Origin of the sequence: Streptomyces sp. NPDC088746 (assembly GCF_044751065.1) — a bacterium.
In the GTDB taxonomy this organism is placed as follows: domain Bacteria; phylum Actinomycetota; class Actinomycetes; order Streptomycetales; family Streptomycetaceae; genus Streptomyces.
Genome location: NZ_JBIVLA010000001.1, coordinates 1,513,048 through 1,535,612, shown reverse-complemented (window position 1 = coordinate 1,535,612; position 22,565 = coordinate 1,513,048). Strand labels below are relative to the sequence as shown.

At 72.3% G+C, this 22,565-nt stretch carries 11 protein-coding genes; 8 read left to right on the top strand and 3 right to left on the bottom strand.

Features of this window, described 5'->3' with window-relative positions; all coding sequences use genetic code 11:
* Window positions 1–29 precede the first annotated feature (29 nt).
* Complete coding sequence (locus tag ACIP63_RS07170; protein WP_401512178.1) at window positions 30–5,063, top strand: NAD-glutamate dehydrogenase; 5,034 nt, start codon at window positions 30–32, stop codon at window positions 5,061–5,063.
* Window positions 5,064–5,183: 120 nt separating this feature from the next.
* Here ACIP63_RS07170 and ACIP63_RS07165 read toward each other — a convergent pair whose 3' ends face one another.
* Complete coding sequence (locus ACIP63_RS07165; RefSeq protein ID WP_401512176.1) at window positions 5,184–5,984, bottom strand: ABC transporter ATP-binding protein; 801 nt, start codon at window positions 5,982–5,984, stop codon at window positions 5,184–5,186.
* Window positions 5,977–6,921 carry an ABC transporter permease gene (locus ACIP63_RS07160; protein WP_401512174.1) on the bottom strand — a complete coding sequence of 315 codons (945 nt, stop codon included), beginning with the start codon at window positions 6,919–6,921 and terminating at the stop codon, window positions 5,977–5,979. The genes ACIP63_RS07165 and ACIP63_RS07160 overlap by 8 nt, the downstream gene beginning before the upstream one ends.
* A 141-nt stretch (window positions 6,922–7,062) precedes the next feature.
* On the opposite strand from ACIP63_RS07160, the gene ACIP63_RS07155 reads away from it, so the two are divergent.
* Complete coding sequence (locus tag ACIP63_RS07155; RefSeq protein WP_187355758.1) at window positions 7,063–7,668, top strand: TetR/AcrR family transcriptional regulator; 606 nt, start codon at window positions 7,063–7,065, stop codon at window positions 7,666–7,668.
* 62 nt (window positions 7,669–7,730) lie between these two features.
* On the opposite strand, the gene ACIP63_RS07150 is transcribed toward ACIP63_RS07155, so the two are convergent.
* Window positions 7,731–11,183 (bottom strand): CDP-glycerol glycerophosphotransferase family protein, encoded by a 3,453-nt coding sequence (locus ACIP63_RS07150; RefSeq protein ID WP_401512172.1) that lies wholly within the window; start codon window positions 11,181–11,183, stop codon window positions 7,731–7,733.
* Between the two features lie 100 nt (window positions 11,184–11,283).
* Here ACIP63_RS07150 and ACIP63_RS07145 point away from each other — a divergent pair, with 100 nt between their 5' ends.
* The 6 genes from ACIP63_RS07145 (at window position 11,284) to ACIP63_RS07120 (ending at window position 22,545) form a co-directional block, all read left to right on the top strand.
* Window positions 11,284–13,293, top strand: a complete 2,010-nt coding sequence (locus ACIP63_RS07145) for a CDP-glycerol glycerophosphotransferase family protein (RefSeq protein WP_401512170.1) — start codon at window positions 11,284–11,286, stop codon at window positions 13,291–13,293.
* A 91-nt stretch (window positions 13,294–13,384) separates the two neighbouring features.
* The gene (locus ACIP63_RS07140) at window positions 13,385–14,119 is read left to right on the top strand and encodes a methyltransferase domain-containing protein (RefSeq protein ID WP_401512168.1); all 735 of its coding nucleotides are present in this window, start codon (window positions 13,385–13,387) and stop codon (window positions 14,117–14,119) included.
* An 11-nt stretch (window positions 14,120–14,130) separates the two neighbouring features.
* On the top strand, window positions 14,131–15,006 hold the full coding sequence (locus ACIP63_RS07135; protein WP_401512166.1) for a TylF/MycF/NovP-related O-methyltransferase: 876 nt from the start codon (window positions 14,131–14,133) through the stop codon (window positions 15,004–15,006).
* A gap of 98 nt (window positions 15,007–15,104) precedes the next feature.
* Complete coding sequence (locus ACIP63_RS07130) at window positions 15,105–18,557, top strand: CDP-glycerol glycerophosphotransferase family protein (RefSeq protein WP_401512164.1); 3,453 nt, start codon at window positions 15,105–15,107, stop codon at window positions 18,555–18,557.
* Window positions 18,554–21,400 carry a CDP-glycerol glycerophosphotransferase family protein gene (locus ACIP63_RS07125; protein WP_401512163.1) on the top strand — a complete coding sequence of 949 codons (2,847 nt, stop codon included), beginning with the start codon at window positions 18,554–18,556 and terminating at the stop codon, window positions 21,398–21,400. The genes ACIP63_RS07130 and ACIP63_RS07125 overlap by 4 nt, the downstream gene beginning before the upstream one ends.
* A complete protein-coding gene (locus ACIP63_RS07120) occupies window positions 21,397–22,545 on the top strand; it encodes a glycosyltransferase (RefSeq protein ID WP_401512161.1) in 1,149 nt (382 codons plus the stop codon). Before ACIP63_RS07125 ends, ACIP63_RS07120 begins: the two co-directional genes overlap by 4 nt.
* The last annotated feature ends 20 nt before the right edge of the window (window positions 22,546–22,565 follow it).

Genomic DNA, 22,565 nt, shown 5'->3' with positions numbered 1-22,565 from the left:
GCAACGGCGCGCGACAGGAGCCAGAGGACATGCAGACCAAGCTGGACGAAGCCAAGGCCGAGCTGCTCGCAAGGGCGGCCCGGGTAGCTGACAACAGTCCGGGCGGTGGTGTCGGTGGCCCGGGAGGTGGCCTCCGGGTGCGCCTTGCCGACGGGACCGGCGGCGAAGCAGAGGAAGCCGCCGAGACCGGCCCGGACGGGCGGTCGGGCAACCCGACGCTGCTCGCCTATCTCCAGCGCTACTACCTGCACACCGCTCCGGAGGACGTCAGCGACCGCGACCCGGTCGACGTCTTCGGGGCCGCTTCCTCCCACTACCGTCTCGCCGAGAACCGCCCGCAGGGCACCGCGAACGTCCGGGTGCACACCCCGACCGTCGAGGAGAACGGCTGGACCAACAGCCACTCCGTCGTCGAGGTCGTCACCGACGACATGCCCTTCCTGGTGGACTCGGTCACCAACGAGCTGTCCCGGCAGGGCCGCGGCATCCACCTCGTGATCCACCCCCAGGTCGTCGTCCGGCGCGATGTCGCCGGCAAGCTGATCGAGGTGTTCGCCGACCCGGCCAGGAACAACGGGGCGAAGCGCTCCGGCGGCCGCAAGGAGCCCGGGGCCGAGCTGCCGCACGACGCCCTCGTCGAGTCCTGGATCCACGTCGAGATCGACCGGGAGACGGACCGCGCGGACTTGAAGCAGATCACCGCCGATCTGCTGCGTGTCCTGTCCGACGTACGGGAGACCGTCGAGGACTGGGAGAAGATGCGCGACGCCGCCCTGCGGATCGCCGAGGACCTCCCCTCGGAGCCGCTGGACGAGCTGGACGACGACGAGGTCGAGGAGGCCCGCGAGCTGCTGCGCTGGCTCGCAGCCGACCACTTCACCTTCCTCGGGTACCGGGAGTACGAGCTCCGTGACTCCGACGCGCTGACGGCCGTCCCCGGCACGGGGCTGGGGATCCTGCGCTCCGACCCGAAGCACACCGAGGACGAGGCGCACCCGGTGAGCCCGTCCTTCGACCGGCTGCCCGCGGACGCCCGCGCCAAGGCCAGGGAGCACAAGCTCCTCGTGCTGACGAAGGCGAACAGCAGGGCGACCGTGCACCGCCCCAGCTACCTGGACTACGTCGGGGTGAAGAAGTTCGACGCCGACGGCAATGTCGTGGGCGAGCGTCGCTTCCTCGGCCTGTTCTCCTCCGCCGCGTACACCGAGTCGGTGCGCCGGGTGCCCGTGGTGCGCCGCAAGGTCGCCGAGGTGCTGGAGGGCGCCGGCTTCACGCCCAACAGCCATGACGGCCGCGACCTGCTCCAGATCCTGGAGACCTACCCGCGCGACGAGCTCTTCCAGACGCCCGTCGACCAGCTGCGTTCCATCGTCACCTCCGTGCTGTACCTCCAGGAGCGCCGCCGGCTGCGGCTCTACCTGCGCCAGGACGAGTACGGGCGCTACTACTCCGCCCTCGTCTACCTGCCGCGTGACCGCTACACCACCGGCGTGAGGCTGCGCCTGATCGACATCCTCAAGGAGGAACTGGGCGGCACCAGCGTCGACTTCACCGCCTGGAACACGGAGTCGATCCTCTCCCGGCTGCACTTCGTCGTCCGGGTGCCGCCGGGCACCGAGCTCCCGCACCTCACCGACGCGGACGCGGACCGCATCGAGACGCGCCTCGTCGAGGCCGCCCGCTCCTGGGCCGACGGGTTCCAGGAGGCGCTGGGCGCCGAGTGCGGTGAGGAGCGGGCCGCCGAGCTGCTGCGCCGTTACGCGCACTCGTTCCCCGAGGGCTACAAGGCCGACCACTCGCCGCGCGCCGCCGTGGCCGACCTGGTCCATCTCGAAGAGCTCAAGAGCGAGCGCCAGGCGTTCGCACTCAGCCTGTACGAGCCCGTGGGCGCCGCCCCCGCCGAGCGCAGGTTCAAGATCTACCGGACGGGTGAGCAGGTCTCGCTCTCCGCCGTCCTCCCCGCGCTCCAGCGGCTCGGCGTGGAGGTCGTCGACGAACGCCCCTACGAACTGCGCTGCGCCGACGGCACGCACGCCTGGATCTACGACTTCGGGCTGCGCCTGCCGAAGAGGGCCACGGGCAACGGTGACTACCTCGCCGACGACGCCCGGGACCGCTTCCAGGAGGCCTTCGCGGCCATCTGGACCGGCGAGGCGGAGAACGACGGCTTCAACTCCCTGGTGCTGGGCGCCGGCCTCGACTGGCGTCAGGCCATGGTGCTGCGCGCCTACGCGAAGTACCTGCGCCAGGCGGGCTCCACCTTCAGCCAGGACTACATGGAGGACACCCTCCGCAACAACGTCCACACCACCCGCCTCCTCGTCTCCCTCTTCGAGGCCCGGATGTCCCCGGCCCGCCAGAAGGCCGGCACGGAGCTGACGGACGGCCTGCTGGAGGAGCTGGACGGCGCCCTCGACCAGGTCGCCTCGCTGGACGAGGACCGGATCCTGCGGTCCTTCCTCACGGTCATCAAGGCCACGCTGCGGACCAACTACTTCCAGCTGGCCGACGACCACGAGCCGCACAACTACGTCTCGATGAAGTTCGATCCGCAGGCCATCCCGGATCTTCCGGCGCCGCGCCCGGCGTACGAGATCTGGGTCTACTCCCCGCGCGTCGAGGGCGTCCACCTGCGCTTCGGCAAGGTCGCCCGCGGTGGTCTGCGCTGGTCGGACCGGCGGGAGGACTTCCGTACGGAGATCCTCGGCCTGGTCAAGGCGCAGATGGTCAAGAACACCGTGATCGTGCCGGTGGGCGCCAAGGGCGGGTTCGTCGCCAAGCAGCTGCCGGACCCGGCCGTGGACCGTGACGCCTGGCTCGCCGAGGGCATCGCCTGCTACAAGATCTTCATCTCGGCGCTGCTCGACATCACCGACAACATGGTGACGGGCGAGGTCGTGCACCCGGCGGAGGTCGTCCGTCACGACGAGGACGACACCTATCTCGTCGTCGCCGCCGACAAGGGGACCGCGAGCTTCTCCGACATCGCCAACGATGTCGCCGTGGCGTACGGCTTCTGGCTCGGTGACGCGTTCGCGTCCGGCGGGTCGGCCGGCTACGACCACAAGGGCATGGGCATCACCGCCCGCGGCGCCTGGGAGTCCGTGAAGCGGCACTTCCGCGAGCTGGGCCACGACACCCAGACCGAGGACTTCACGGTCGTCGGCGTCGGCGACATGTCCGGTGACGTCTTCGGCAACGGGATGCTGCTCTCCGAGCACATCCGGCTGGTGGCGGCCTTCGACCACCGGCACATCTTCATCGACCCGAATCCGGACGCCGCGACGTCGTACGCCGAGCGGCGCCGCCTGTTCGACCTGCCGCGCAGCTCCTGGGCGGACTACAACAAGGACCTGCTGTCCGCGGGCGGCGGCATCCACCCGCGTTCCGCCAAGTCGATCCCGGTCAACGCGCACATCCGCGCGGCGCTCGGCATCGACTCGAAGGTCACGAAGATGACGCCCGCCGAGCTGATGCAGAACATCCTCAAGGCGTCGGTCGACCTCGTGTGGAACGGCGGCATCGGTACGTACATCAAGTCGACGGCCGAGTCGAACGCCGACGTCGGCGACAAGGCCAACGACGCGATCCGGGTCAACGGCGCGGAGCTGCGGGCCCGTGTCGTCGGTGAGGGTGGCAACCTCGGGGCCACCCAGCTCGGCCGGATCGAGTTCGCCCGGGCCGGCGGCCGGATCAACACCGACGCGATCGACAACAGCGCCGGTGTGGACACCTCCGACCACGAGGTGAACATCAAGATCCTGCTCAACGGTCTGGTCCGTGAGGGCGACATGACCGTGAAGCAGCGCAACAAGGTGCTCGCGGAGATGACCGACGAGGTCGGACAGTTGGTGCTGCGCAACAACTACGCGCAGAACGTCGCGCTCGCCAACGCCTGCGCCCAGGCGCCGTCGCTCCTCCACGCCCACCAGCGCTTCATGCGCAGGCTCGGCCGCGAGGGACATCTGGACCGGGCCCTGGAGTTCCTGCCGAACGACCGTCAGATCCGCGAGCTGCTGAACCACGGCAAGGGGCTCAGCCAGCCGGAACTGGCCGTGCTGATCGCCTACACGAAGATCACGGCGGCCGAGGAGCTGATCTCGACCAGCCTGCCGGACGACGCGCACCTGCAGAAGCTGGTGCACGCCTACTTCCCGAAGCAGCTGAGCGAGCGGTTCCCCGAGGCGGTCGACGGGCATGCGCTGCGCCGCGAGATCATCACGACGGTGCTGGTCAACGACACGGTGAACAGCGGTGGCTCGACGTTCCTGCACCGGCTGCGTGAGGAGACCGGGGCGTCGCTCGAGGAGATCGTGCGGGCGCAGTTCGCCGCCCGCGAGATCTTCGGCCTCTCCGGGGTGTGGGACGCCGTGGAGGCGCTCGACAACACGGTGGCCGCCGATGTGCAGACCCGGATCCGGCTGCACTCGCGCCGGCTCGTCGAGCGCGGCTCCCGCTGGCTGCTCGGCAACCGGCCGCAGCCGGTCGGGATCGCGGAGACCATCGAATTCTTCCGGGACGGCGTCGAACGCGTCTGGAGCGAACTGCCCAAGCTCCTCAGGGGCGCCGACGTCGAGTGGTACCAGTCGATCCTCGACGAGCTCACCGCCGAGGGCGTCCCGGCCGAGCTGGCGGGCCGGGTGGCGGGATTCTCGTCGGCCTTCCCGGCGCTGGACATCGTGGCGATCGCGGAGCGCACGGGCAAGGACCCGCTGGCCGTCGCCGAGGTGTACTACGACCTCGCCGACCGGCTGGGCATCACCCAGCTGATGGACCGGATCATCGAGCTGCCACGGGGTGACCGCTGGCAGTCCATGGCCCGCGCGTCCATCCGTGAGGACCTGTACTCCGCGCACGCCGCGCTCACGTCGGACGTGCTGTCCGTCGGCAACGGCACGTCGTCGCCGGAGCAGCGGTTCAAGGCGTGGGAGGAGAAGAACGCGGCGATCCTGGCGCGCTCCCGCGCCACCCTGGAGGAGATCCGCAGCTCGGAGTCCTTCGACCTGGCGAACCTGTCCGTGGCGATGCGGACGATGCGTACGCTGCTGCGCACGCACGCCTGACCCGGAGCGGCCTGCGGGCCGCGGCACATCCGTCCGCCGGACGGGCCTCATCGGCCCGTCCGGCGGACGGCGTCACGGCGTCACGGCGTCACGGCGTCAGAGCGTCACCGCGTCACCGCGTCACTTCTTGGGCTGCTTGGGCTTGGCGGGCCCGGTGAATTCCTCGTACGCGGCCACGACCTCCTTGGCGGGCCCGTCCATCCGCAGGGTGCCCGCCTCCAGCCAGATCGCCCGGTCGCAGGTGTCGGTGATCGACCTGTTGCTGTGGCTGACGAGGAAGACCGTGCCGGCCTCCTCGCGGAGCTCCATGATCCGGTCCTTGCTGCGCCGCTGGAACTTCGCGTCTCCGGTGGACAGCGCCTCGTCGATCAGCAGCACGTCGTGGCTCTTGGCGGCCGCGATGGAGAAGCGGAGCCTGGCGCCCATGCCGGAGGAGTAGGTCCGCATGGGCAGGGTGATGAAGTCGCCCTTCTCGTTGATGCCGGAGAAGTCGACGATGTCCTGGTAGCGCTCGCGGATCTGTTCGCGCGTCATGCCCATGGCCAGGCCGCCGAGCACGACGTTGCGCTCCCCGGTCAGGTCGCTCATCAGTGCGGCGTTCACGCCGAGCAGCGAGGGCTGGCCCTGGGTGTGGACCCGCCCCTTGGAGGCGGGCAGCAGTCCCGCGATCGCCTTGAGGAGCGTCGACTTCCCGGATCCGTTGGAGCCGATCAGGCCGATGGCCTCGCCCTTGTACGCGGCGAAACTGACGCCCTTCACCGCGTGCACCTGGCGTGCGCCCCGAGGCTGCCGGCGCGACACGATCCTGTTGAGGGCGGAGGTGGCGCTGCCCTTTCCGGTGCGGGCGCCGTTCACCGTGTAGGTGATGTGGACGTCGTCGACGACGACGGTGGGCACACGGGTGTCGAGGGTGTCAGCCACGTCCGTACCTCTCCTCGGCCTTCCAGAAGTAGACGAAACCGCCGATGCCGCAGACGAGCGCCCAGGCCGTCGCGAGGGCCCACACGTGCGGGGGCAGCTGCGCGCCGGTGAAGCTGTCGATCAGGGCGTAGCGCATCAGGTCGATGTAGATGGCCGCCGGGTTGCACTCCAGTGCCAGCAGGACGAGCCGCGGCACCCGGTCGGCGGTGAGCAGGGTGTCGAGGCTCCACATGACGCCCGACGCGTACATCCAGGTGCGCAGGATGAAGGGCGTCAGCTGGGCGATGTCGGGGGTCTTGGCGGCGAGCCGGGCCATGACCATCGAGATGCCGGTGTTGAACAGCGCCTGCAGGGCGAGCGCGGGGACCGCGAGCAGCCAGGACGGCCGCGGGTACTGGCCGAACGCGAGGAGGATCAGGAAGAGCGCGCCCAGCGAGAACAGCAGCTGCTGGAGCTGCTGGATGGCCAGGGCGATCGGCAGGGAGGCGCGCGGGAAGTGCAGGGCCCGGACGAGTCCGGTGTTGCCGCTGATGGCCCGGGTGCCGGCCGTGATCGAGCTGGCGGTGAAGGTCCAGATGAAGACGCCGGTGACGAGGAAGGGCACGTAGTCGGGGACTCCGTGCTTGGTGTTCATCAGCACGCCGAAGATGAAGTAGTAGACCGTCGCGTTGAGCAGCGGGGTCATGATCTGCCAGATCTGGCCGAGCTTCGCCTGGCTGTACTGCGCGGTCAGCTTGGCCGTGGCGAAGGCCGTGATGAAGTGCCTCCGCCCCCAGAGCTGCCGGACGTACGCGCCGAGGGTGGGGCGCGCCCCGCTGACGTTCAGCCCGTGCCGGGCCGCGAGGGCGGCCAGCTCGCCGGGTTCGTACACGGGGAGGAGGAGGGCTGGAGATGCGGTGTCCACCGGGGCCGGCGGGGCTGCTGTCTGGCTCACCACGGTCGCTTTCGACGGGGGGCGGGGGATCAGGGCGGACGGATCCGGCTCGATGGGACGGGACCGTATCGTCGCAACGCTGAGAGTAGGACGTTTGTACGTCGCAACGCAACCGTTTCGTCGTTACGGTCTATCATTCGGGCCATGACCACCCAACGGCGAACCGGGCGCCGCACCCCGGCAGGTGCCGCGGTGCTGCGGGAGGACGTGACCGACGCGATCCGGGGCGCCGTCTTCGAGGAGCTGGCCGCCGTCGGATTCGCGCGGATGTCGATCGAGGGCATCGCCCGGCGCGCGGGGGTGGGCAAGACCGCCGTCTACCGCCGCTGGAAGTCCAAGCTGCATCTCGTCCTGGACCTGGTCGCTGCCGTCGCCGCGCAGGGCATGCCGGCGCCCGCGACGGGCTCGCTGTACGGGGATGTGCGCGCTGTGCTGGAACTGGCCGCGTACGCCCTGCGCCACCCCGTCGCCTCGCAGGTGATCCCCGACCTCCTGGTCGAGGCGGCCCGCAACCCGGAGATCTCCGACGCCATCAAGGCGGCCCTGCTGGACCAGCAGCAGGGCGTGGCCGCCGTGGTCGTGCGGGCGGCGGTGGCACGCGGTGAACTGCCCGAGGGCAGCGATCCCGACCGGGCGCTGGACCTCATCGTCGGCCCGCTGTACTGGCGTCTCGTCGTGGTCCGGGGCGATCTGCCCAAGGGATACCTCGACGACCTCGCGGCCTCTGCGGTCCGGGCGCTCAAGGCCTGACCGCTCAAGGCCCGGCAGCTCAAGGCCCGGCAGCTCAGGGCCTGACCTCACGGCCCGAGCACTCAGGGCCTGACGGGGCGCGGCCTGGCGTCACGCGGCCTCACGAGGCGCGGCGAGCCGGAGCCCTCGTCGAGCAGCCGGTCCACGACCCGGCGGGCGGCGTCGCCGTCGGCGGGTCCGCAGTAGTCGCGCCGGAAGCTCTCGTACGCCTCCGCGTGGACGTCCGCCGAAGCCGGCGCGGCCCGCAGCGCCTGAGCCACCTCCTGGGTGGTGACGAGCAGCGGCCCGGGGGCCCGGGTCTCGAAGTCCAGGCAGAAACCGCGCACGGTGTCCCGGTAATGCTCCAGGTCGTACGTGTGGAAGAGCATCGGACGGCCGGTGTGCGCGAAGCCGAACACCAGGCCCGAGTAGTCGGTGACCAGCACATCGGCGATCAGCAGGAGTTCGGTGGAGTCGGGGTGCGTGGACACGTCGCGCAGGGCGGGGTGCGGCGGGACGCTTCCCGTCACCCGGGGATGCCTGCGGACCAGCACGGTGGTGCGGCCGTCCAGCGACCGCGCCAGTGCGGGCAGGTCGAGCGCCGGATCCCAGCGGTACAGGGGGGAGGACCCGGCGGGGACAGCGGCCGGGGGATGGGCGAGGTGGTCGCGGTACGTCGGCGCGTACAGCACCACGCGGTGGCCCTCCGGGATGCCCAGCCGCCGGCGTACCAGCCCGGCCGTCCTGTCCCTCCCGGGTGCGAACAGCAGGTCGTCGGCCGGGGAGCCCGCCTCCAGCACCTCGCCGCAGTAGGCCAGGGCGCGGCGGAGATGCGGGGTGGCGAAGGCGCTGGGGGAGACCAGGACCGACCACTGGGCGGAGCGGTGCTCCAGCGTGGCGAGGTGCTGGTGGTCGGCGTACAGGGTGCCGGTGAGGTCGAGGCCGAACCGGCCGAGCGGGGAGTCGGGCCAGGTCTGCACGACCGTCTGGTCCGGGCGGCGCTCGAACCAGACGGGCAGCTGACCTGCCGCCACGATCCGGCGAGCCCGCGCCAGCGCCTCGTACCAGGCGGCGCTGTGCGCCACGACGGGGCTCGCGGTGGACGGGACGCGAGTCGCGGCCCCGGGGGAGCCGTCGGTGACCCACAGGTGCTCGGTATCGGTGCCCCGGCGCACGAGCTCGGCGTGCACGGCGCGCGGGGGGCCCTCTCCGGTGTAGAGCACGACGTCCCGGAGCGGCAGCCGGCGCTGCGCCGGGTGGTGCGCCGTCCGCAGCACCCCCTGGTGGTACGCGCTCCGCTCCGCGTCGTCGAGCGCCGGCGCGCAGTGCACGGTCAACCGGTCACCGTGACGGCGGTCGAGGCGGAAGCGGGCGCCGGCGGCGCTCACCGCGCTCATCGGCAGGAGGGCGGCGAGCACCGCTCCCACGCGCACGGGCCGGCCGTCCAGGAACACCTCCCAGTCGCCTTCGCGGGGAGGGGCCGCGAGCACGGCGGCGAAGCGCTCCTCGGCGGTGGAGTCCGGGAGGACGGCCGGGGGAACGGCCACCGTCTCCCCGAGGGCGCTGTGCCGCAGTTCGAGCGCGCCGGTCCCGGTCCCCTCGATACGCAGCCCTCCGTCCGGAGCGAGCCCCGCGCGGTCCACGCGCGGCTCCCCGGACACGTCCACCACCAGGTGGCCCGCCGCGTCCGCGAAGGCGGGCGGCGGCAGGTCCGGGGCCGCGGCGAGCGGCACGCGGACGCCGTCGGTCAGGAGCGCCGCCCGCCACCGGGCCCCGCCCCCCGGGGCGGATTCGTGAGGCCCGCCGGAGGCCGGTGCCGCCTCCGCGGCGAGGGTGGCGAGGGCGGCGAGCGGGATCAGGGCGCTGAAGCCGCCCCCGTCGCCGCACGACACCGGGCAGACGCGCTCCGCGCCGCCCTCACGGGTCAGGACGAGGGCTGTCGGCCGGGTGTCCCCGTACAGCCCGCCGGTCAGCTCCAGGGTGTCCGGTCCGCCGTTGTGGCCGGTGGCCACCGCGGGCAGCCGGGACACGGCCAGCTCCAGCCGGCCGTCCCGGTAGCCCAGCACCGCGCGCCTTCCGCCGCCCAGGTCGTGGACCAGCGGCTGCGCGGCCGCCGCCTCCACGGCCCGCACCGCCGCCCGCCGTACGACGCCGTGCCCGGCCACGACCACACCGACCAGCCAGTTGCCCGGCCCCAGCCGCCCGGGGTCGAGGACCATGTCGAAGCCCGCGTGGTCGTAGCTGTGCAGCTCCTGACCCGAGTCGGCGGTCGCGCGGTCCGTCCGTACCGAGCGCACCGGGACGGCACGCGGCAGTCCGCCCCCCGCCTCCCGCACCAGTCCCGCCTTCAGCGAGTGCCGGGCCGCCCGGGCCGGGAGGTTGCGGATGTACGCGTATCCGCGCAGCCGCAGCCTGCCGTCCTCACCCCACGACGACTCCACCAGCCGCGCCACGGCGGGCAGATCGCCCCGGCCGAGGCGCGCCGAGGCGCGCCGGCCGGCTCCGGGGTGCACGGCACGCCGCCTTCCCGGCGGGCCCGCGACGGCGAACGTGCCCGTCCCGTTGGCCCGTTCGGACTCCAGGACCGCCAGCAGTTCGTCCACGCGGCGCTCACGCACCAGCTGCCAGCGGATGCGCGCCTCGGCGGGCAGCCCGGCCAGGGCCGCGTCACCCGCCCGGTCGAGGAAGGCGCCCGCGTCCGCCATGAACGCGGATCGGTAGGCGGGCCCGCCCATCGGCAGCCCCTCCAGGAAGTACACGAAGTCGTCGCGCAGGCACGACGCGTCGTAGCGCAGCCGCTGTGCGGCGTCGCGGTCCCCGAGGAAGGCGCTGACCTGTTCACAGGCGGCGATCCGGTCCCGTACACCCCGGACGTCCGTACGCCGCCGGGTGATCGAGCCTTCCCGCACCCGCCAGTAGTAGACGTGTTCGCGCAGCACGTCCACCGTCCCGGCGAGGTAGTGCGCCGGGATCATCACCGGGGTGTCCTCGTAGAGCTTGCCCACCGGGAAGGTGAAGGCGTGCCGGTCCCAGAAGGAGCGTCTGAACACCTTGTTCCAGGCGACGCGGTCGGCCAGCAGCCGGGCATCGCGGGTGATGTGGGTGCGGGGGCGGTCGGCGGTCAGCCAGCGGTACTGCCAGGCCTGCTGCCTTCCCCGCTCGTCGAGCCGCCACACGTTGCCCGTGACCAGATCCGAGCCGGTCGACTCCAGGGAGGCCAGCATCCGTTCGTACGCGTCGGGGACGAGGACGTCGTCGCTGTCGGCGAACGCCAGGTAGGGCACTGTGCCGGTGGTGCGGGCGATCCCCGTGTTGCGGGCGGCGCTCAGGCCCGCGTTGGGCTGGTGGACGCAGCGGAAGCGGTCGTCCCGGGCGGCGAAGTCCTCCGCGATACGGCGGCTCCCGTCCGTCGAGCCGTCGTCGACGAGCACCACCTCGATGTCCTTCAGGGTCTGCCCGGCCAGCGAGACGAGGCACTCCTCCAGATAGTCCTCGACGTTGTGCACCGGGACGACGACGCTGAGGAGTGGCTTCATGTACCGCTCAACCCGGGGGAGCGCCCCGGGTCACGCCACTGACCCGAACGGGTGACGATCCCTGGGGCCGGCCGTACGGTCACCGTTACGCTCGGCTGCCATGCTGCTCACCGTCGTCGTGTCCGCCCATCGCGTTCAGGGATACCTGAGGGCGGCCCTGGAGTCCGTGACCGAGCAGTCGTCGGCGGAGAGCGGGCAGGCGGACCTGGAGCTGGTCGTCGTCTGTGCGGCCGACGGCGAGCTGGAGCTCGCCGTCGCACGGGAGTTCGCCGGGCGTGACCCCCGGGTGCGTGTGTGCGTGCCCGACGGCCCCTGGGACACGGGTGCGGCCCGCAACACCGGTGCGGAGGCGGCGCGCGGGACCTATCTGCTCTTCCTCGACGGTGACGACCTGCTCCTCCCCGGAGCGATGGCGGAGATCTCCGCACGGCTGGCGGAGGACCGGCCCGACGTGCTGCGCCTGGGTCACGACCGGGTCGACTGGTGGGGCACGGTGGAGCCGGGTGACGCCCTCCCGGCCGCCCGGAACCAGCTCGTCCGCCGCGCCTTCCGGGACGCCCACCGGCTCCGCTTCACCGAGGGCCCGTACGACGACGTCGTGCCCGTCCACCGTGCGCACTTCCTCGCCTCCGACGCGGGCTCCCTCGCCTCGCTCGACCGGGTCTGCGTGCGCCACCGGGTGCGCCGTACCGGCACGTCGGCCACGACATCGGGCCGCGCGCACTTCGCGGTCGTCGGCGCCTACGAGCGGCTGACCGCCGAGACCGGGGGCGACCCGCGGATCCCGGCCGTGCGCACCGCGCACCTGACCGCCGTGCTCGACGACCCGGGCCGGATCGCCCCGGGCGACCGCGCGGCCTTCTTCCGGGCGGCGGGGCTCCCCGGCCGGTACGCGGCCCACCGGGGCAGACGAGCGGTCCGCGCCGTGCGTGCCCGGGCGCGCGCTGCCGCGCGCGCGGGCAGGAAGTCGCTGCGCGCCCGCGTGATGAGGGCCCTCTACCGCGCCGATCTGCGCCGGCCGCTGGATCCCCGCCTCGCCGTCTACGGGGCCTACTGGAACAGGGGCGTCGCCTGCAATCCGGCCGCCGTCTACGCCAAGGCCCGCGAGCTGGTCCCGCACATCCGCGGCGTCTGGGTCGTCTCCTCCCGCCACCGCGACCGGATGCCGCCCGGGGTGCCGTACGTCATCGAGGGGTCCCGCGCCTACTGGCGGACGATGGCCACCGCGACGTACCTCGTCAACAACTCCAGCTTCCCCGGCGGATTCATCAAACGGCCCGGCCAGGTCTACCTCCAGACCCACCACGGGACCCCGCTGAAGACGATGGGCCTGGACCAGCTCCCGTACCCCGCACTCACCAAGGGCGTCAGTTTCGAACGGATCGTCGCGCACACCGACCAGTGGGACTTCAGCCTCTCCGCCAACCCGCACAGCACCGAGGTCTGGGACCGGGTCTACCCGTCCTCGTACGAACAACTGCCGTACGGGTACCCGCGCAACGACGTCCTGTGCAACGCCACAGCCGAGCAGACCGGCAAGCTCCGTGCGGAGCTCGGCATCGCCCCCGGATCGACCGTGCTGCTGTACGCGCCGACCCACCGCGACTACCGGGAGGGCTTCCTCCCGCTGCTCGACCTGGAGCGTCTCGCGCGTGATCTGGGGCCCGGCTGTGTGCTGCTGGTGCGCGCCCACTACTTCTACGGGCGATCGGCAGGGACGGCGGCGGGGGGCCGGGTCGTCGACGTCACCGGTCATCCCGTCGTGGAAGAACTCTTCCTGGCCTCCGACGCGTTGATCACGGACTACTCGTCCCTGATGTTCGACTACGCCTGCCTGGACCGCCCGATCATCACCTATGTGCCCGACTGGGAGGCCTACCGGGCCGCCCGAGGCACCTACGTGGACCTGCTGTCCGGCCGCCCGGGTGACACCCCCGGGGCGGTCGCCACCACGGAGGACGAGCTGCGCGAGGTGCTGGTGAGCGGAGCCTGGAGGTCCCAGGAGGCCGACGCACTGCGCGCCGCCTTCCGCCGTCGCTTCTGCCCGTACGACGACGGGCACGCGGCGGAGCGCGTGGTGCGCAGGGTCTTCCCCGTGGGTTCGAACTGAACACCGGCATCACCCGTACGGGGCGCTCCCTCCGTACGCCACCGTCGTTGTGCTCAACAGCGCGCGCACACGGCAACGTTGGGAGAAGCTCATGCACCGGTCCGCATACGAGCAGATGCAGCTCTGCATCGAGGAGTATCTGCCCAGGACCCGCAGGCACCGCGTCGTGGACCTCGGCTCCCGGATCTCCGGCAAGCAGACCCGGACCCACCGCGGGCTCCTGGCCGAACACGACATCGACTACTTCGGCGTCGACGTCCTCGACGGCCCCAACGTCGACGCCGTCATGGAGCAGCCCTACCGGATCCCCGCCAGGTCGCGCAGCGCCGATGTGGTGCTGTCGGGCCAGGCGTTCGAGCACATCCCCTTCTTCTGGGTGTCGATGATGGAGATCGCCCGGGTGCTCAGGCCCGGCGGCTACGCCTTCATCACCGCCCCCTCGCGCGGCCACGCCCACGACGCGCAGGACTGCTGGCGCTACTACCCCGACGGCTTCCGCGCGATGGCCGCCCACTCCCGCCTCGAACTCTGCGAGGCGTACACGGACTTCCCGCCCGCCAAGGGCATCTGGCACGACTACGCCTCCATCGACACCAAGGCCGCCTACTGGGGCGACTCCGTGGGCGTCTTCCGGCGTCCGCTGCCCCACCGCCGGCCGGTGACCCGGCTGAAGAACAGCCTGGCGGACCTCGCCGTGCGGGAGACGGCCGTGTGGTGGGCCAACCGGGCCGGCGGAGTGGACCGCGTGCCGCTGCCGCGCCCGCTGGACGGACGGGAGCGGTGCGGGCGTCCGGACAGCCGTACGGTCCCATCAACCACAGGTTGACGAAAGATGACATGAGCCGCAAAACGCGCGTACTGTCCGGCCCCATGGCTTGGCGCAACGCCGTCAACGGCGTCCTTCAGCAACTCACCGGATACCAGCTCAGGCGCGCGACCCTGCCCGCTCCCCGCTCCGCCCCCACGGGGCCCCCGGCCGCGGTGCCGACGCCGCCGCCCGCACCGCCCGCCCGGAAGGCGGCGGCCAAGAAGCCGCCGCAGTTCCCCGCGGACTACGACGACGAGGCGAAGGACGTCATCCGCGCGGTCAAGCCGTACACGATGACCTCCCCGGAGCGGCTCAACGCCTTCGTCCTCGCGACGCGGCACATCGTCAAGCACGGCATCCCGGGCGACATCGTCGAGTGCGGGGTGTGGCGCGGCGGTTCCATGCAGGCCTGCGCCAGGACGCTGCTGTCGCTCGGTGAGACGGAGCGCGACCTCTATCTCTTCGACACGTACGAGGGCATGACGCCGCCCACCGCGGAGGACCTGCGGCGGGACGGCAGGCCGGCCCAGGAGCTGCTGGACGCGCAGGGCAAGGACCGGCCCATCTGGGCCGTGGCCTCCCTGGAGGACGTACAGGCCGGGTTCGAGCAGGTCCCGTACCCGAAGGACCGCATCCACTACGTGCAGGGCAAGGTCGAGGACACCGTCCCGGAGCAGGCGCCGGAGCAGATCTCCATCCTCCGCCTGGACACCGACTGGTACGCGTCGACGAAGCACGAGCTCACCCACCTGTACGGGCGTCTGGTGAGCGGCGGGGTGCTCCTGATCGACGACTACGGTTACTGGCAGGGATCACGCCAGGCAGTGGACGAATTCCTGGAGGAGACCGGGGAACAGCTTCTGCTGCTGCGCATGGACGAGGGCCGCATCGCCGTCAAGCCCTAGGTGTATTGCCCCGTGACGAGCCCCGTGCCTCCCCGGCACGGGGCTCGTTCCATACAGAGGAAGTCCGTTCGTCCGTCCGGAAGGATCGTGCGCAGCGTATGGCACCCCGTCTCACCGTCGTCGTCCCGCTCTTCAACGTCGAGGAGTACCTCGGAGCCTGCCTGGACTCGCTCGCCGGGCAGACCATGGCCGACCTGGAAGTCGTCATGGTCGACGACGGTTCGACGGACGGCAGCGCCGACGTGGCACTGCGGTTCGCCCGGCAGGACTCCCGCTTCCGGCTGATCCGGCAGAGGAACGCCGGGCTGGGGGCCGCGCGCAACGCGGGCGCCGGACAGGCCCACCCGGACGCGGACTTCCTGACGTTCGTCGACAGCGACGACGTCGTGCCGCCGGGCGCCTTCGCCCGGATGCTCGGTGAACTGGACGCCTCGGGCTCGGACTTCGCGACGGGCAACGTACTCAGGCTCCGGGCGAACGGGGTGCTCGAACAGTCCCCCATGTTCCGCAGGCCGATGGAGAAGGCCCGCCGGGCCACCCATGTCACCCGGGACTGGATCCTGCTCGGCGACCGCATCGCGTGCAACAAGGTGTTCCGCAGGTCCTTCTGGGACCAGCACGCCTTCGCCTTCCCGACCGGGGTCCTGTACGAGGACATCGCCGTGGTCCTGCCGGCCCACTTCCTGGCCCGGAGCGTCGACGTCGTGGAGGAGCCCGTCTACCACTGGCGGGACCGCGACGGCTCGATCACCACCCGGCGCGCGGTGGCCCGGGGCATTCGCGACCGGGTGACGGCGGTCTCCACGGTCAGCCGGTTCCTCGCCGAGCGGGGCATGACGGACGCGAAGCGGCGCTACGACGAGCACGCGCTCTCCGGCGATCTGTGGCTCTTCATCGAGGCGCTCCCGGACGGCGACGAGAGCTTCCACGAGGCGTTCCTCACCCACGCCAACGCCTTCGCCTCGACGGTCGAACCCGCGGTCCTCGACGCGCTGCCCCTGCACCTGCGGGTCAAGTGGCAGCTCATCCGGGAGCGCAGGACGGCGGAGCTGCTCGCGCTCCTGGCCCACGAGTCCACCGACCGCGACACCTTCCACGTCCGGGGCCGGCTGCGGCCCAGGGCCCAGTACCCGGGAGTCGACGCTCCCCTCCCGCACAAGGCCACCGCACTGTCCGCCGGGGACCTCCCCGTGCACGCGCATCTCACCGAGGTTGTGTGGAGGGACGGGCTGCTGCATCTCAAGGGGTACGCGTACGTCCGCAACGCCCCGGGGAGGTCGGCCGGGGCCGGCTGGCTGAGGTCGGGCCGCCGGCTGATCCCCCTGCGGCTGCGCAGGACGGCGACGGACGAGGCGACGGCCGGGTCGGGCCGCTCGCTGCACTGCTACGAGCGGTCCGGCTTCGAGACCGTCGTCGACCCGCGCCGGCTCGTCACCCGGGGCGCGGCACGGGGCACCCGCACGCTCTGGAAGCTGGAATCCGTCGTCGTCGGCGCGGGACGCCCGCGACGCGGCCCGATGCGGCTGCTCGGCAATCCGGCCGCGCCCGCCGTGCGTTACGTCGACGAGCGCACCCGGGTCGTCCCGCTGCTCTCCGGGAACAAGCTGGAACTGCGCGCCGAGCGGGTGGACGCCGTGCTCGCCGGACACGGACCGACGGAGGCCGGGGACGGGATCCGGATCGCGGTGCGGCTGCTGGGCCAGGACGCGCCGACGGCTCTGCGGATCCAGGAGTGGCGTACGAAGGAGACCCGCGAGTTCCCGCTGGTGCCCGGCGAGGACACCGACGGGCGCACCTTCATTGCCGAGGTGCCGCTGGTGGCGTTCGGGGGCTCCGACGGCGACTGGGGTGTCCAGCTGGCCGGCGGCGCGCGACGGCTCACCGTCGCGGCCCGTCCGGAGACCGACGCCGGCCGGTATCCGCTGCCCCGCGGCCGTGAGGTCTACGCCGCCGCCAATCCCTCCGGGGACCTGGTGCTCACCGACCGGGACGTGCGGCCCGTGGTCACACGTGTGTCATGGGCGGACGACGCCGGCCTGGTCCTGGAGGGGGCCTTCCCGGCGGTGCGGCACGACCCGGTCGAGCTCGTCCTGCGCCACAGCGGCTACCAGGAGGAGCACACCTTCGCCCTGGAGCGGACGGGTGCTGATTTCCGTACGGTGCTGACCCCCGGGGCGGTCGACGGGGCGGGCGGCAGCCTGCCGCTCGCCGAGGGCCGGTGGTACCCGTTCCTGCGGGAGCGCGGAGAGACCGACCCGGAGCTCTACCTGCCGCTGCGCGTGGTGCACCAGCTGCACGCGGAACTGCCGCTCGGGCGCGAGTCGGGAGGACGTCTCTTCACCCTGGAGCGGCGCTTCCACGACCGGATCTCCCTGCGGTCGGGCAGCGCCCTGCCACCGGCGGACCGGGGGGCGTACGGGCAGCGCCGGCTGCGCGAGCGGTACGTTGACGCGCGCGGCCGGGAGCTCCGGGACGCCGTGCTGTACTCCAGCTTCGACGGACGCCAGTACTCGGACTCGCCCCGCGCCGTCCACGAGGAGCTGGTCCGGCGCGGCACCGGCGTCGAGCACCTCTGGGTGGTGCGGGACCAGCAGGCCGTGGTGCCCGCCGGGGCCCGCGCCGTCGCCCTGCACAGCGCCGAGTGGCACGACGCGCTCGCCCGCAGCCGGTGGATCGTCACCAACACCCAGCTGCCCGAGTGGTTCGAACGGGCGGACGGGCAGTTCGTCGTCCAGACCTGGCACGGCACCCCCCTCAAGCGCATCGGCCGTGACCTGGCGGGCACCGCTTTCGCGGACACCGCGTACATGGAGTCCATGCCCCGCCGGGCCGCCCAGTGGAGCGTCCTCGTCTCGCCGAACCGCTTCTCCACGCCTGTCCTGCGCCGCGCGTTCGGGCACACCGGCGAGGTGCTGGAGTGCGGCTACCCGCGCAACGACCTGCTGTACGCCCCTGATCGCGCGAAGGTCGCCGCCGCGGTCCGGCAGTCGCTCGCCGTCCCCGAGGGCAAGCGCGTCGTCCTGTACGCCCCCACCTGGCGCGAGGACCGGACGAAGCAGAGCGGGCTGTACGGGCTCGATCTCCAACTGGACCTGGAACAGGCGCGGAAGGCGCTCGGGGACGACCACGTCCTGCTGGTGCGCCGCCACTACCTGGTCGGCGGGAGCATCCCGGAGGACGACTTCGTGCGCGACGTGTCACGCCATCCCGATGTCGCCGAGCTGATGCTGATCAGCGATGTGCTGGTCACGGACTACTCGTCCCTGATGTTCGACTTCGCGCAGACGGGACGCCCCATGCTCTTCCACACCTACGACCTGGAGCACTACCGCGACACCCTGCGCGGCTTCTGCTTCGACTTCGAGAACCGGGCCCCCGGCCCGCTGATCACCGACTCGGCCTCCGTCGTCGAGGCGCTGCGCGACCCGGAGGCCGCGACGGCGGGCCACCGGGAGGCGTACGCCGGCTTCCGCGAGGCGTTCTGCGATCTGGACGACGGGACGGCGTCCGCCCAGGTAGTGGACCGGATGCTGAAGGGGGCGCAGGCATGAGTACGCCCGACTTCAGCTGTGTGATCACCGCCGCGGAGGGCGGGGAGGCAGCACTGACGGCGTCCGTGGAGTCCGTGCTCGACCAGAGCCTGCGCGCCGTCGAGGCCCTCGTCGTCCTGCCCGCCGGAGCCCCCGCCGCCCTGCGGAGCGCGGCCGGTTCACTCGCCGGGCGCTCCCCGGACCGCGTCCGCGTGCTCGACCCCGGTACGGACTCCGTCGCCTCCCTGCGCAACGCCGGCCTGGACGCGGCGCGCGGCACGTACGTCCTCGTCCTGGACGTCGGCGAGCGCCTCCAGCGGCATGCGTGCCGCAACCTCTGGGAGGCCGGGGCGCGGACCCGCGCCGACCTGGTCGCCGGGCGCTGGGCCCGGCTCACCGGGGAGGGGACGAAGGAACGGGAGCCCTCCTGGCAGCATCCGCTGTTCCTCCGCTCCCGTACGGTCGTCCGGTTCTCCGACGCCCCCGAACTGGCCGTGCGCGACGCCCTGGTGACCGGGTTCTGCGTGCGGCGCGCGGCACTGGAGCGGCACGCGCTGCGCTACGACGAGGACCTCACCCACAGCGGGGTCCTGTTCGGCCCCCTGGTGGCGTCCGTGGTCGGCCGGATTGCCCTCGTACGCCGCCGGATCGTCTCCGGGCGGGCCGTGCCCGACGCGGGCCGGGACCTCGCCGGGCTCGTCGAGGCGCACCGGCGCGTCTGTCACGTGCTGGTGGCCCAGGGGCTCGCGGAACTGCGTGAGCAGCGGGACGGCGCCTTCCTCCTGGACCACCTCGTGCCGCTGGTGCGCGGCTTCCCCGAACTGCCCGCCGCGGCACGCGAACGCGTCGCGGCGACGGCGGCCCGGGTGCTGCCCGGCTGTGTTCCCGAGCCGGTCCTGCTCACCCTCCCGCCCGTCGAGCGCGTCGGTGTCCGGCTGTTGGAGCGGGGCGACGCGGAGGGGGTGCTCACCGCGGCGTACGCGCTGCGCAGGAGGGGGGTCGTGGCCGCGCCCCTCATCACGGCGGACGACGGGCGGGTGTACTGGCCGGGCGGCCCCGATCCCGTGCTGGACGTCACCGAACTGGGCCATCAGTACCGGGCGTTCGGCGAGCTGAAGCTGATGAACAGGCTCACCCGCTACGAGGTGGACGGCCGCCGGGTCCTGCTCGAAGGCCGGCTCGTGCTGCCCGCACACACCGGGCCCGCCCCGGAGGGCCCCCTCACGGCCCAGCTGGAGTTCCGCGTACGCGACGGCTCCCGCGCCTTCCGCGCCCCGGTCGGTGAACTGCGGCCGGACGCCACCGGGATCAGCTGGTCCGTCCGGGCCGACCTCACGCGGCTGGTGCGCCCCTTCGGGCCCCGCGACACGGTGTGGGACGCGCGGATGGTCGTGGAGGACGGCCGGACCCGTTCGGTGAGCGATCTCTTCGCCGCCCACGACCTCGTCGGCCCGTCGGACCGTTCCCCCGCCTCACCCCGGCTGGGCAGAACGACCGGGGACACCTGGCAGCCGTACATCACGCTCCGGGACCACTTGGCGCTGCGGCTCGAAGCCCGCCACCGGCCCGCCCGTACGGCCCGCCGGCTGGTCCACTACGCCACCCACTTCCGTCCCGCCCGCCGGGCCAGGCTTCTGCTGCGGGCTCTGCGTAAGCGCCGGGACCGGCTGCACGCCAGGGGCCTCAAGGTCTCCGTCTACCGCTCGTGGCTGCTCCGGCTGCCCGTGCGCAAGGGCTACGTGGTCTTCGAGAGCCACATGGGCACCTGCTACGGCGACAGCCCCCGGGCCGTCCACGAGGAGGTGCGCGCCCGGGGGCTCCCGCTGCGCTGCGTCTGGTCGTACGCCGATTCCCCGGCCGGTTTCCCCGCGGACGCCCGGCTGGTCCGCCGCTGGTCCTGGCGCTATCTGTGGGCCCTGGCACGGGCGGAGTACTGGGTCGACAACCAGGGGTTCCCCCAGAACCTCGACAAGCCCTCCGGCACGGCGTATCTCCAGACCTGGCACGGATCGGCGTACAAGCGCATGGGGTTCGACGAGACCCGGGTGCGCATGCAGAACGCCCCGCAGCGCGAGCGGCTCCAGCGGGCCGTGCACCGGTTCGACCACTTCCTCGTACGGTCCGAGCACGACGAACGCACGCTGGCCCGTGCCTACCGGCTGCCGGAGAGGACGCTGCTGCGCACCGGCTACCCGCGCAACGACGCGCTGCTCGCCGCGCGGGCCCGGGACGAGGCCCAGGGGAGGCTGCCGCGCCCGGCGCTCGCGGCCGAGCTCGGGCTGCCCGACCACCGCAAGGTCGTGCTGTACGCGCCGACGTTCCGGGGCGGGCCGGGCAAGCGCAAGCGGCAGCGGCTGCTCCTGGACGCGGCGCGCTTCGCGGAGCGCTTCGGCGACACGTACACGCTGCTGGTGCGGGCGCACTACCTGGAGGCGGCGAGCCTGCCCGCCTGCCCGCCCGGGACGGTCGTGGACGTCTCGCGCCACCACGACGTCAGCGAACTCCTCGCGCTCGCGGACGTCCTGGTCACGGACTACTCGTCGATCATGTTCGACTACGCCCTCCTGGACCGCCCGATCGTCCTCTTCGCCCCCGATCTCGACGCCTACGCCGCCGAGCGGGGCAGCTACTTCGACCTGCGGGAGAAGGCGCCGGGCCCGGTGACGGCGACCGAGGAGGAGCTGTTCGCCGTGCTGGCCCGGCTGAAGACCGCGGACACCGGCTTCCAGGAACGGCGCGCCGCCTTCGCCGAGGAGTTCGGAGCGTACGACCGGGGGGACGCGGCCCGGGCTGTCGTCGACACCGTGTTCGCCCGGCATCTCGTCCCGTCCCGTACCGCTCGCACCGGGGAGCCCCGTCGATGAACCGCAGCCGTGACGTCTTCATCGTCTCCAACAGCACCGACGAACTCGGCGGTGTGACCGGCTGGATGCACCGGACCGCCCAGCTGTTCCAGGAAGCCGGCCACCGGGTGCACACCATCGGCATCCACGCCGCCGAGCGGAAGATGGCCCTGCCGGAGCCGCCGGGTTACCCGGTGACCGCCCTGTATCCGGCGCATCCGCCGACGCCCTGGGCGCCGAAGGGTGTCCGGGACCGCTTCCGCTTCGCCGCTCGGCGCGCGGAGGCGGGCCGCGCGGCGCGGAAGCGGCTGGCGGTCGACCAGCTCTCGGAGATCTTCCGGGCGGCCCGGCCGGGAGGGGTGGTGATCGTCAGCCAGGTCTGGGCGATGGAGTGGGTCGGCGAGGCGGACACCGGCGGCATGCGGGTCATCGGGATGAGCCACGAGTCCTACGACTACTCCCGGGCGAGCCATCGCTACCGCTGGATCAAGAACCACTATCCGCCGCTCGACCGTTGGCTCGTCCTCACGGAGGAGGACGCCGACAAGTGGGCGGGCGACGGGATGAACAACGTGGGCTTCATGCCCAACGCCCTGGCAGCCCTGCCCGAACTGCCCTCCCCGCGCCGGGAGAAGTCGGTCGCCAGCATCGGGCGGCTCACCGACCAGAAGGGCATCGACATGCTCCTGGACACCTGGGCGCTGGTCGCTCCGCAGCGGCCGGACTGGCGGCTGGACGTGTACGGGGCCGGAGAGGACGAGGCGGACCTGAGGGCGCAGTGCACCGGACTGGGGCTCGATTCCTCGGTCGGGTGGCGGGGGCGCACCGACGACGTCCCCGGGGCGCTCGCCGCCTCCTCCGTCTTCGTCCAGTCCTCACGCGGCGAGGGCTTCCCCCTGGCGCTCCTGGAGGCCATGGCGAGCGGGGTGCCGTGCGCGGCGTTCGACTGCGCGCCGGGTGTACGGGAGATCGTGCGGGACGGCGAGGACGGGCTGCTCGCGCCCGCGGGTGACATCGGCGCGCTCGCCGACCGGCTGCTGCGGCTCACCGGCAACCCCCGGATGCGGGACGCGATGGGGGACCGGGCGCGGACCAACGTCCAGCGGTTCTCCGAGGCGGAGATCATGGGCCGCTGGGAAGAGCTGTTCGCGTTCCTGGAGCGCTGAACGCCCCGGGATCGCCCGCC